The sequence below is a fragment of the Paenibacillus sp. NFR01 genome, assembly GCF_900111565.1.
Classification (GTDB): Bacteria; Bacillota; Bacilli; order Paenibacillales; family Paenibacillaceae; genus Paenibacillus_AQ.
In genome coordinates this window covers 30,145-42,234 of record NZ_FOIK01000007.1, presented here as the reverse complement: position 1 = coordinate 42,234, position 12,090 = coordinate 30,145, and the positions used below count along the sequence as shown (strand labels likewise).

The 12,090-nt window shown below is 54.6% G+C and carries 12 protein-coding genes; 1 reads left to right on the top strand and 11 read right to left on the bottom strand.

What is annotated here, in order from left to right; translation table 11 throughout:
* Positions 1–859: 859 nt before the first annotated feature.
* The 4 genes from rlmD to BMW84_RS21680 all read right to left on the bottom strand — a co-directional run bounded on the left by rlmD (position 860) and on the right by BMW84_RS21680 (position 4,802).
* Positions 860–2,317 (bottom strand): 23S rRNA (uracil(1939)-C(5))-methyltransferase RlmD, encoded by a 1,458-nt coding sequence (gene rlmD / locus BMW84_RS21695; protein WP_091071998.1) that lies wholly within the window; start codon positions 2,315–2,317, stop codon positions 860–862.
* Between the two features lie 210 nt (positions 2,318–2,527).
* Positions 2,528–3,421: a diacylglycerol kinase gene (locus BMW84_RS21690; protein WP_091071996.1), complete on the bottom strand. Its 894-nt coding sequence runs from the start codon at positions 3,419–3,421 to the stop codon at positions 2,528–2,530.
* 313 nt (positions 3,422–3,734) lie between these two features.
* Positions 3,735–4,508 (bottom strand): sirohydrochlorin chelatase, encoded by a 774-nt coding sequence (locus BMW84_RS21685; protein WP_091071993.1) that lies wholly within the window; start codon positions 4,506–4,508, stop codon positions 3,735–3,737.
* 3 nt (positions 4,509–4,511) lie between these two features.
* Entirely contained in the window at positions 4,512–4,802 is a 291-nt protein-coding gene (locus tag BMW84_RS21680; RefSeq protein ID WP_091071991.1) for a YerC/YecD family TrpR-related protein, read from the bottom strand.
* A gap of 391 nt (positions 4,803–5,193) precedes the next feature.
* Here BMW84_RS21680 and BMW84_RS21675 point away from each other — a divergent pair, with 391 nt between their 5' ends.
* Positions 5,194–5,730: a hypothetical protein gene (locus BMW84_RS21675; RefSeq protein WP_091071988.1), complete on the top strand. Its 537-nt coding sequence runs from the start codon at positions 5,194–5,196 to the stop codon at positions 5,728–5,730.
* Positions 5,731–5,762: 32 nt separating this feature from the next.
* Here the strand turns inward: BMW84_RS21675 and corA are convergent, their stop codons facing one another.
* The 7 genes from corA to BMW84_RS21640 form a co-directional block, all read right to left on the bottom strand.
* On the bottom strand, positions 5,763–6,722 hold the full coding sequence (gene corA / locus BMW84_RS21670; RefSeq protein ID WP_091071985.1) for a magnesium/cobalt transporter CorA: 960 nt from the start codon (positions 6,720–6,722) through the stop codon (positions 5,763–5,765).
* An 87-nt stretch (positions 6,723–6,809) separates the two neighbouring features.
* Complete coding sequence (locus BMW84_RS21665; RefSeq protein WP_091071983.1) at positions 6,810–7,799, bottom strand: inorganic phosphate transporter; 990 nt, start codon at positions 7,797–7,799, stop codon at positions 6,810–6,812.
* 12 nt (positions 7,800–7,811) lie between these two features.
* Complete coding sequence (locus tag BMW84_RS21660; protein ID WP_091071981.1) at positions 7,812–8,429, bottom strand: DUF47 domain-containing protein; 618 nt, start codon at positions 8,427–8,429, stop codon at positions 7,812–7,814.
* Positions 8,430–8,628: 199 nt separating this feature from the next.
* Complete coding sequence (locus BMW84_RS21655; RefSeq protein WP_091071978.1) at positions 8,629–9,744, bottom strand: DUF3048 domain-containing protein; 1,116 nt, start codon at positions 9,742–9,744, stop codon at positions 8,629–8,631.
* 193 nt (positions 9,745–9,937) lie between these two features.
* Positions 9,938–10,714: a DODA-type extradiol aromatic ring-opening family dioxygenase gene (locus BMW84_RS21650; RefSeq protein ID WP_091071977.1), complete on the bottom strand. Its 777-nt coding sequence runs from the start codon at positions 10,712–10,714 to the stop codon at positions 9,938–9,940.
* An 86-nt stretch (positions 10,715–10,800) separates the two neighbouring features.
* Positions 10,801–11,631 carry an alpha/beta hydrolase family protein gene (locus BMW84_RS21645; protein ID WP_091071976.1) on the bottom strand — a complete coding sequence of 277 codons (831 nt, stop codon included), beginning with the start codon at positions 11,629–11,631 and terminating at the stop codon, positions 10,801–10,803.
* Positions 11,632–11,827: 196 nt separating this feature from the next.
* On the bottom strand, positions 11,828–12,016 hold the full coding sequence (locus BMW84_RS21640) for a hypothetical protein (RefSeq protein ID WP_091071974.1): 189 nt from the start codon (positions 12,014–12,016) through the stop codon (positions 11,828–11,830).
* Positions 12,017–12,090: the final 74 nt, after the last annotated feature.

Below are 12,090 nucleotides of genomic sequence, written 5' to 3'. Positions count from 1 at the left end.
CCGTTTCTAAGAAGCTCGTTTCTGTCCAAAATATATTGGGAGTAATTAAATTAAGACATAACCTCTCTATAATACGACTAGTGTACTACAATGAGAGCTAGATGTGGATATTTTGTTATTCAAATATAATGGGATTTGATGTCGAGAAAAAAGAGGTAATGCACCTTGCACTCCCCCTTCAGATTTACTCATTATCGAACACACATCGATAAGTTAAGCGAACTTTCCACATCTCGTTTACGAACCATCAATATGACCGACTCCACATGTGTCGTGACTGGATTCGACTTGTATTTTTGTCATCTGTATACAATACTTCAGTAGATCCTTCTCCTGCAATCACATGTCTCCAATCTGTCTACATTTTCAGCCATAATCAGAACCACCTGTCCAATGAACTGCACCTTCAATAGTTAGATAATGTCTATCTTTAAGGGGGCACTTCAATAGCAGGTGGTTTTATGTTTCGCGCGTTCATGCACTCAACCGGCTAAAGCTTAAATAAAAACTCCCACCGATAATCATTCGGCGAGAGTTTTTGGCGACAATCTTGGAGACAATTCAAAAGAATTTTGCTCTCAGAAAGTCTTATGAGTTTTACCTAAACAGCATAAAATTCAGTGTATAGAGTGTCGCTTGATTATTCCCATTCGATCGTCGTTGGTGATTTCAAATTTATTATAGTGGATCAGATCCATTTTTAATTGTTATAGATAATTTTATTCTATTTTCTTATGTTCCAACACTCCATATCAATTACAACTTTAACAGTGATGAAGTTTTTGAGTAGCTTATTTTGGCTTTTTTCACCGTCATTATTAAACACCATGCTTCACAAAGTGCCTAAATACAAGGATTTCTACGTATTTTGACGTTGTAGTGAAACTACCGTCTCCACATGCACCGTATGCGGGAACATATCCACCGGAGTAACCTCCACGGTCTTATATCCCCCATCCTCCAGCACCCGCAGATCCCGTGCCAGTGTCGACGGATTACACGACACATACACCACGCGCTCCGGCTGCATTTGCAGGATCGTCTCCAGCAGGCGCGGGTCGCAACCCTTGCGCGGCGGGTCGACGACGATGACGTCCGGAGTGATGCCTTGTTCCTTCCACTTCGGGATGACATCCTCGGACGCTCCGACTTCGAACTCTACATTGTTCATGCCGTTAAGGACGGCATTGGCGCGGGCGTCTTCGATGGCTTCGCGGACGATTTCGACGCCGTAGACTTGTCCGGCATGCTGGGCCAGGAACAGCGAAATCGTGCCGATTCCACAGTAGGCGTCGATGACGGTCTCGCGGCCGGTCAGGCCGGCGTATTCCACAGTTTTGCTGTACAGCACCTCGGTCTGCACCGGGTTCACTTGATAGAAAGAACGCGCCGAAATCGCAAATTGCACATCGCCGATGTAGTCATAGATGACCTCACGGCCCCACAGCACCTTGGTATCATCGCCAAAAATCACATTCGTCCGCTGGGTGTTAACGTTCTGGCAGATGCTTACGACGTCCGGCAGCTGCTCCCGGATGCTGCCGATCCAGGCGTCCTTATGCGGGATATCCCGCCCGTTCGTGACGAGCACGAGCATCATCTCCCCGGTGCGGAAAGCTTTCTTGACCACCACGTGGCGCAGCAGGCCGCGGCCAGTTTCTTCGTTATATGCAGTGATGCCGAGTTGGCGTCCGATGTCCTTAACCGCCGCCACGACGGCATCGTTATGCTCATGCTGGATGAGACACGTCTCCATGTCGATGATCCGGTGGCTGCCGCGAGCGTAGAAACCGCCGACGAGCCCGCCTTCGGTTACGCCGATCGGCACCTGCGCCTTGTTGCGGTAGCGCCACGGCTCGGCCATGCCGAGCGTCGGGCGGACGGTAATACCGGCGTCTGCAGTCTCCACCGGCGCCACCTTCAGCTTCCCGATCCGCTCCAGGTTGTCCACGACAAGCTGCCGCTTCCAGCGCAGCTGGGCGGCGTAGTCCATATGCTGCAGCTGGCAGCCGCCGCATTGGTCATAGATCGGGCACGGCGGCCCGATGCGGTCCGAACTGGCCTCGACCAGCTCCAGCAGTTTGGCGTAGCCATACTGCTTCTTCGTCTTGAGCACCTTCGCCCGGACCTTCTCCCCGGGAAGCGCGCCCTGCACAAAAAGGGTAAAGCCCTCTACCCGGCCTACCCCTTCGCCTTCATGGGTCATGCCGATGATCTCCAGCATCACCACATCGTTTTTATTTACCGGCAGCCCGGCCAGCTCCGCCGGCGGACGTTGTCCCCGGTTCGTGCCGGAATTGCTGCGTTGTTTTGCCATGTTCGTTGTTCACTTCTTTCGTTGACGGCTTAAGAACACCACAGCCGTTATTTCGCTCAAAACGCCGGATATATACCTTTATCGGGCATGAGCGCCGTTATTCCCGTCTCAACCTGCCCAAAAGGCCGAGATTCGGGCAAATAACGGCGCTCATGTCCGTAACTACGCTAAATAAAATTAAAAAATCGAAAATAACGACTCCGCTGCTGCTTAATGATTATGCGCAAAAATCTCCAAATGCCGCGGCAAAATATGAAAATTCCCCGGCAGCGTGCCGCCGAGCTCGCCGTCCAGGTTCAGCTGGACATATCCCGGCGAGGTTACTTCCATCGCATCCGTGCGGAAATAAACGACTTTTTTGTCCTGCAGATGTTCGCCGCGAATGGTCAATGTGACCAGCCGGATGAATTCCGCGAGGTTGCATTTTTTGATGGCCAACACGTCAAACAGGCCGTCGTCGATGCGCGCATCGGGTGCAAGGCGTTCGAAACCGCCGACCGAATTGGTATTGGCGATCAGGAACATCATAAATTCGCCGTGGATCATCTCCTGGCCATTGGCGCGGATGTACAGCTCCTGCGGGGAGAGGCTGGCCATTTTCTCGATGCCCTTTAGATAATAGGCCAGCTGGCCCATCATCGTCTTCAGCCGGCTCGGCACCTCGTAGGTGAGCTCAGTCAAGCTGCCGCCGCCCGCAATATTGATAAAATAACGGTCGTTGGCTTTACCGAGATCGATCATTCGCGACTCCTGACGGAGAATCAGGTCGCAGGAATCCTCCCAATTCTTCGGAATCCCCATCGCCCGGGCAAAATCGTTAGTCGTGCCCAGCGGCAGTACGCCAAGCGGAGGACAGTTTGGCTTCTCGGCCATCCCGTTGATGACTTCATTTAATGTGCCATCGCCGCCGGCGGCAATAATCAGGTCGTAACAGCCGCGTTCTACCGCTTCCGCAGCGGCTGCCGTCGCATCGCCTTCACCGCTCGTGGCATGACAAGAGGCTTCAATGCCGCCTTTGTCCAGCCGGTCCAAAATATCGGCGAGTCGCCTTTTCATTTCTTCCCGTCCTGAAGTCGGGTTATAGATCAATCTCGCAGTTTTCATTACCGGAACGCCACCTGTTAATAAAATAGATAACCTTACTGATTATAACCAATATATGGCCCCTGTAGCAATGTCGGGACGGCAAGCGGCCCGGTGCAGCACAGAGGTTGCATCAAGCGACATGAACAATCAGCGGGTTATTCCAGATGTATATGTGCGCCCATGGACAAACATACCCTGCGAAAAAGCAGCGGCGGGGTGCTAAATGTTCCGGGGTTCCGGGGTTCCGGGGTTCCGGGGTTCCGGGGTTCCGGGGTTCCGGGGTTCCGGGGTTCCGGGGTTCCGGGGTTCCGGGGTTCCGGGGTTCCGGACCTCAGCCCTGCTCCCCCTCCAGCGCCTCTACCATCGCGTTCACCTGCCGCTCGATCCAGTGCGGCAGCAGCGGATGCGGCAGCAGCGTGTCGCCGGTATAGGCGTAGTCCAGCCCTTTAAGCCGGTCCGGGATGACGACCTTCGTGAAGTAGCCTTCACTCAGAAAGACCGGCGCGACCAGCACGTCGTAGCCCAGCTTCCGCCAATGCTCCGCGCGCCGGCGCACGGTGCCGAGGCTGATCAGGCCGAAGTCGGCGGCCGCCAGCCTGCTGAGCTTCCGCACCCGCTCGGCCAGCGAGGACATGCCGGCTTCCCAGCGCTGACGGAAGCCGTCGTGACGGCTGCCGTGCCCGACGAGCAGCACCATTTCGCGCTCAGGCGCGAGGGACAGGCCCTTGACCTTGTCCCAGAGCATCACGGCGATATCCGGATCGTCGTCGGCCGGCTCGCCGTAATGGATGCGCGCGGCCACCCGGAACGGCACAAGATCCGTGTCGCAGTCAGGCTCCGCTTTGACCCCAAGCGCATACGCTATCTCATCGACATGGGTGCTGCCCGAAGAAACAAATAACGGGATCACAATGATATCCGTGACTCCCGCTTCTTCAAGTCGATCTATGCCATTTTGAATGAGCCGGCCTTCCACCAATTCCAGAAAAGATACCTCTACCGGCAGCTTCCGCTTCAGTGATAAACGGCTGACGGCCTCCTCAACGAGGGTAACCCAGCTGCTGTCGCGGGAGCCGTGACAGATAATGAGTACGCCCGGCACCATTGTTTATCGCCCCAGCCGGTCCAGCGTCATCTTGTAGCCGTCATTGCCGTAGTTCAGGCAGCGTTTGACGCGGGAGATGGTGGCCGTACTGGCGCCGGTCTCGGCTTCGATCTGGTTGTATGTAGAACCTTTACCGAGCATGCGGGCGACTTCCAGACGCTGGGACAGCGATTGGATTTCGTTTACGGTGCAGAGGTCATCAAAGAATATATAACATTCTTCCATATTTTTGAGGGTCAAAATCGCTTCAAACAATTGATCAATGCTTTTATCATTCAACTTCTTCAGTTGCATCGGATATCATCCCTTCGTATAAAACTGATACTGGTATCATCGCGAGTATGAGTTTCTGCCTCTACTATATTGTAACGGAGCAGTTTTTTCAAGCATTAACGATTTCACGCTGTAAAGAACGAAAACAGCGGACATTTGTCCACCTCGAGTGGACAATCTACCAAACCCCTGATAGATTCTCCCCGAATCGCAGACGGAATTAACTGCCTTCATAATAGTACTACAAAAGTGTCGAAAATCAAGCGTGTACACGGTTTATTCACTTTCGCCGGACCATCTGGGCAGGCGCCCTTTTCCGCGGGTATCCCGGTAAACCGGGCGGATGTCTATACCTTATGTTCGCCCATGACATACAGTATAGCAAACCACTAACGAAGGAATGTGATTAAAAATGCCTAATCATTACTATAATCATTCCCGCAAGGAAGGCCGTGCGCTGACCGAATCCTTCCCTTCGTCGCCTTATCCCGGACTTCATGCCTACCCGGGTATGACATATCCCGGCAATCCTGCCCCCCTTCCGCCTTTAGGCGCAGAAGTCGTCGACACCGCGCTGGCCGTTCCGGCCGCCGAAGCGGCGGAAGCGGCAACATCCAAAGCCGGAGGTCTGCTCGGCGGGCTGGGCAATCTGGCCAACATGGAACAGATCAAAGGTTTTATCGACCGGATGGGCGGCATTGATGGTCTGGTCAACAACATGGGCAAGGTTCAGAAGGTGATGCAGGGCTTCTCGCAAATGGCGCCCATGGTTAAACTCGTGATGGGCAGCTTCGGTAAAAATAAAGGCGCTGCCGGAGCCGCTGCCGCCGAAGAGGATGCGGCGATGTACACCCCGAAGCGGCGCAAAAAAAGACGTCCCGCGCCCAAAGGCCGCAAAACGTCTTCCGCGAACAACCGCCGCCGTACAGTGAAACGCCGCCGCAAATAACGGCGGCGGCTTTATTTTTCAAGAGAACACTTTTATTTAAACCAGCCGCTGCGCCGGAACCAGCGGAACATGCCGAGGCCCAGGACGAGCATCAGCAGGAGAACACCGAAATATCCGTAATGCCAGTCCAGCTCCGGCATCACCCGGAAGTTCATGCCGTAAATTCCGGCAATCAGGGTCAAGGGCATGAACACCGTCGTAATGACCGTCAGCGTCTTCATGATCGAGTTCATCCGGTTGGAATTCAGGGAGATGTAGCTGTCGCGCAGATCGGCGGTCATTTCCCGGTCGACCTCGATCATGTCCGTCAGCTTCAGCAGATGATCGTAAATATCGCCGAAGTACACCCGCTCCTCGTTGTTGCTCTGGACATGCTGCGAGTTGACGATCCGGTACATCAGGTCGCGCATCGGCACGATCGTCCGCCGCAGCTTCAGCAGCCGGCCGCGCAGCCCGAATACCTGGCCCATCAGCTCCTCCACGGACTCGCTCCCGCCGCGGCTCTCCAGTTCAGCCAGCTCATCCTCCAAAGCGTACAAGCTCGGAAAATAATTATCCACCAGCTTATCCATAACGGTATAGGCAGCCGCAACGGGACCTCCGGACCAGTTCTCGCGGCCGTCGATTTCCATCTGCACTAACTCCCATGCCTCTTCCATTTCCTTTTTTTGCTGTTGGTGATAGGTTACCAGATACCTTTTACTCAAGAACAGGTCGATTTCTTCCGCATCCAGCGTCATTTCGTTCAAAGCATGCAGCACAAAAAACTGCACATCCTCGTAATAATCCAGCTTTGGCCGCTGGAGCGTATGCATGCAATCCTCGATAGCCAAGGGATGGAAGTGAAAATAGGTATCCAGCAGCAGATTCTCCTGCGCCGTCGGCTGACTGAAATCAGCCCAAATCCAGGCATAGTCGGCAAGAACGATCTGCTCCAGCGGCAGTCCGGTCCGCACCTCGCCTTCTGGGGTTATCGCCAGCGTACGAATCATCCGTCAGCCCTCCTTTTCCAAGCAACGAAATAAAAAAGATGCCCGCAGCCCGCCGGCCAACATGACATCCTCTGGTGATGATCAATTTTAGAAAAACAGCTTGAAAATGATGCCCGACAACACGGCCGTGATCGGAATGGTGATGAACCAGGTAACGACGATCCGGCCTGCAATACCCCATTTTACCGCCGAGAACCGCTTGGCCGAGCCGACGCCGAGAATCGACGACGTAATGGCGTGGGTGGTGCTGACCGGCAAATGCATCAGGGTTGCGGTGAAAATAACGGAAGCCGCGGAGATATCCGCCGCAAAGCCGTTGATCGGCTCGATTTTGAAAATCTTCGTGCCCATCGTTTTAATGATTTTCCAGCCGCCGATCGAGGTTCCAAGCGCCATCGAGGTCGCCGCCGCGATCTTGACCCACAGCGGAACTTCCATGGAGTCGAGATGTCCGGAAGTCACGAGCGCGAAGGTGATGATCCCCATCGCTTTCTGCGCATCGTTGGTGCCGTGCGTGAAGGACTGGAATGCCGCCGTCAGCACCTGCAGCGAACGGAAGCCTTTATTAATCGTATGCGGACTTCGCCGGGCGAAGATCCACTTGAGAATCATCATGACAACATACCCGACGGCAAAAGCGATCAGAGGAGAGAAAATAAGGCCTTCAACGATTTCGACGAAACCGCTCCATTTGATATGCTCCGAACCTGCGCCGACATATACCGCGCCGACCAGCGCACCGATCAGGGCATGCGACGAGGAGGACGGAATGCCGAGCCACCAGGTGACCAGGTTCCAGATGATCGCCGCAATCAGTGTCGCCGTTACGACGGCAATCCCGTTATCCAGGAGCGCCGGGTCGGTGATGCTGCCGCCGATCTTTTTCGCAACGCCCGTAAAGAGCAGCGCACCTACGAAGTTCATCGTAGCCGCCAGCAGAATCGCCGTGCGCGGCCGCAGGGCCCGCGTGGATACGGAGGTTGCAATTGCATTCGCCGTATCGTGGAAGCCGTTGATGAAATCGAACGCAAGCGCAAGGACAATGACGAATCCTAGCACAAATATTGATGTATCCATAATTCAGACTCCTTATGAGTTGCGCATGATGATCGATTCCAGCGTGTTGGCGACGTCTTCGCATTTGTCCGTCGTCGTCTCCAGCCGTTCGTACAGCTCTTTGCGTTTGATCAGCTCAATCGGATCTGTGACTGTTGCAAACAGATTCTTGGTGCAAATGCGCAGCACTTCATCGCCTTGATTCTCCAGATCGTTCAGGCGGATCGTGTATTCACGAATGGCCAGAAGCTTTTTCTGGGACAGGAGATGCACGGCTTTCTGGATCTCATAGGCCGACTGGCGCAGAATTTCCGCGAACTGAACGATATACTCGTCCGTCTCCAGCAGGTTATACATATAGAAGCGCGAAGCCGAAGCTTCCAGGCCGTCGATGACATCGTCCATGCTGGTAATGAGCTCCATAATATCGTCGCGTTCCAGCGGTGTAATGAAGGTTTTGTTCAATTCCTTGATGACAGTGTGCGTGTAGCTGTCGCACTGCGACTCGTATTTCTTCATCACAGCGGTGAAATTATCGACATTATCCCGGAGACTGGTGATGTTTTGTGCGAAGTAATCGGCAGCCTGGACAATGGTATCAGCCATATTTTCCAGCGTCTCAAAGAAGATGTCCTTTTTTCTCAACTTCATTCGTTAGACCCCTTTACATAAATTTCCATCGGAAATCGGCAGTCATCCACTATGTAAATTCATGAAAATGAATGACAACCCTTGTTATCTTAACATACTGGTGAAAGGGATTGAAAGATAAGTTTCGATTCTTTTTTACACGATATTAACATTTCCCCGTAACGGATCAAATAATTCTCATTTCCGCCACTTTTCGCACTCAGTTTGTGGCCAAATCCGCAGTCATTTCGACATGGCTTGCAAAAGACGGGGTATTCGGCACGATCAGGATATGGGTAACACCCGGGTACATTTCCGCTTCCTTGCCATCCTGCTTCACAAACCGGATGATATCGCCCGGCTCGCGGGACCAGCGGCCCTTCAGGACTTGTCCGCGCTGGAACAACATGGCCTCGCCGCCCAGCTCCACATCGATCTGCAGCCGCCCGACGTCGTCCAGTACCTTATGGTCCGCTCCCATCACCATGACATTCGCCGCGGCCACCGGCTGGCCGTCGTTCAGGTCAAGATGCGGCTGTCCGTTCACCTGGCGTTCGTAATTGCGGGTCTGCTCATTGTATTCATACCCCACCGTATAGCTCTTTAACAGGAACTGGACGCTGAATTTCGGCGCCGGTGCTCCTTCGGCCAGGAAATAATCGGGGTCCGTGAACGAATAACCCGGCACCGCCGCCGTTTGGGCATAGCCCAGCTTGTCCGCGCCCTCCCGTAGCTTGGCGTCGTTGCTGTACAGATTATGCGGCGCTTTGCGCGTGGCGTCCCACCAGAAGTAATGCCCGGCTTTGCCGATCTCGTCCATATCCTCCTTATGCTCATGCTGCAAAATGGCGTACGCCGCCGGGCTGCCGCCGGCATGAACCGTAACGGCTTTGTAGCTTTCGCCAAGATCGATCAGGTACGGGCGGATGCTGCGGATCGGCCCAATCTTCACCACCCCGCTGTGGCTTTGAAAAATGCCGATCAGACGCGTAATGCCGCCTTCCGCCAGCACCTCGTACAGGACATCCGCCTCGCTGATGCCGGACTGCGGCCGCGCCGCCGGGGCATTGTTGATCATTACGGCCAGCGGCCGGGGCAGCTCGCCTTGAACCGGCAGTCCGGTCAAGGGCGAAACTGCGCTCGCAACCGGCGACGGAGAAGGCGACGGGTCAAGCGGAGTCACCGAAGCCATGGCCGTGACGGCGGCGGAAGACTCCGGGGGCGCCGGATTCGCGGCATTGCCGCCGCCGCATGCGGACAACGCCAGTGCGGGCAGCAGGACACCCAGCAGCAGGCGGGAAGCAAACGAAAGACGATGCGGATTCGAGGTTATCATCAACAAATCCTCCTAATGGGATATAGCGGGTATGGTTAGCTTTTGATTTCATTAAAACATATCGGACCGGTTTTGTCCCAGACGAAAATAACCCCTCCGTGTTAAAAAGAATCCCTATTACATGGGGACCATACTAAAAAAGGATACCCCGCAGATTGGCGGAAGTATCCGGAATGATATTAGCTATTAGGGATTAATCAAACATCCAGCAGTTCAGGCTGAGCGTTCCGTACTGGTAGGCTTGAATCATCAACTGGGCCCTTCTGCCATCGTCGGCAGCGCCCATGGCGTAGAAGAACGGAACGAAATGCTCCCGGCCATAAGCCGGTACGGCATCGCGCGCATGCGGCGCCTGCTTCTCGTAATTGAACAATGCCGGCAAATTCCAGCGTTCCAGCTGTTTGGCGATCCAGGCATCGAAAGTCTGCGCCCAGTCTTCCGGCTGATCATCCTGTCTCAGCATCCTGAGGTTATGAACCAGGCCGCCGCTGGCGAGCACCAGAATGCCTTCCTCCCGGAGCGGCTTGAGCATTTGCCCGATCCGGTACTGCTCTTCGGGCGAGCGCAGCGAGTCTACGGATAACGCAACGACCGGAATATCGGCCTGCGGGAACATCTTCTTCAAGATGACCCAGACGCCATGGTCAAGGCCCCGGCCAAGCACGGGCTGATGCGGCAGGTTGCCGTCCTTGAACAGCGCCGAGATTCGGCCGCTGAGCTGCGTGTCACCGGGGGCGGGATAGGTTAGCGAGTACATTTCTTCCGGGAATCCATAGAAATCATGCATGGTCTCATGGCGGCTGTCCACCGATATCAGCTGCTCCGGACTGTCCCAGTGGGCAGAGAACACTGCGATGCCGCGGGGCGTGCCCAAATCTTGCCCGAGCCGCTCCAGGAATCGGGTGTATTCGTTGTCCTCTAGGGCAAGGAGCGGGGAACCATGTGCGATGAAAAATGCCGGTAATCTCATAGGTGCCAACCTCCATAACCCAGTATAGTGGTGCGCCCCTATATTTTACCGCTAATTGTTGGCGATTGCGAGTGGAGGACAACCCCCTATATCATCCAATTTTGCCACTCTTCCTGTATATTGACCTGCTGCTCCAGCCACTCCTTCGTCCGCTTCAGCACCTGCTCCTGCGCCGGTCCCGAGGAGAATGTATGGTCGGCCTGGAAGATGATTTCTTTGTCGCAGCGGCCTTCGGGCCGGGTCCAGAACAGCTTCTGGTAGAGGAAGGCGTAATCCACCGGAATGACATCATCAGAGGTGCCGTGCACGACGAGCACGTCGCCGCCGAATTTGGCCGCTTCCTGGAACGGCTGGAAGGCGGCCAGCGAGTTGAAGTAGCCCGGCGTGAAGGAATAGCCCGCATAGTCCGCAGAGCCGCTCTTTACGGCACGGTCGTATGCTTCTCTTCCGACAATTTTTACGATATCATTGAAGGGATAACCAACCGCAGCCCACAGCACCAGCGTTTTGACCCGGCGGTCGCGCACGGCCGTCAGCAGCGCAACGGCGCCGCCGAGACTATGGCCGATCAAAGTCACGCGCTGCGGATCGACATCCGCCAGCCCAAGGCCATAATCGAGCACCGATCGCGTCTGGGCGATCATCGATTCCATGTCCTCGTTGCCGTAATCGCCACTGCTCTCGCCACAGCCCGCATAATCAAAACGGATCACCAGGTATCCTTCCAGCGCCAGCTCGCGGGCGGCTTTGACGAAGATCCGGTCCACGCCGATGCGGGTGCCGACAAAGCCGTGGCAGATTACCGCCAGCGGAACCCTGTTCTTGCAGCGTCCCGTATTCGCTTTCCCTCCTGCCGGGTAATGGACGCTGGCTGTTAGCTCCTCGCCGTTATAGCGGATAATGATATTCCGTTCCATCGCGAATCCTCCTCCAAAATGCCAATCCTTTTAATTTATAATAATTCCGATTAAAATAGTATGATTTTATTTCTATTATACGCTCCGCTGCCCGAATGTCAACAGCCTGCGCCCTCCGCCTATGGACATTCACGCAAGAAAAAACCCCACTTGCCCTTGAAGGAACAAGTGAGGTCCAGCGTACCCGGCGATGGGGTCAATCGTAGCTGTCGTTTACCATGTCGTGGGTCTCCTGACGGCCTTCCCAGTCTTCAAACCCGTGTCCTACAGCGGAATCCCAGAGGCTGAAGCCGTCTGAGCCGCCCCAATCTCCCGTCTCATATCCGCCGCTGTCAAATCCGTCGCCCATAAACTTTTCGGAATCTTGTTTCTTGTTTTGTCCCATAACGCTCCCTGCCTTCCTCCAAGAGTGATCTGAAGCAACTGCATTATCAGTGTTCACTCCTGCACCCCGTTTAT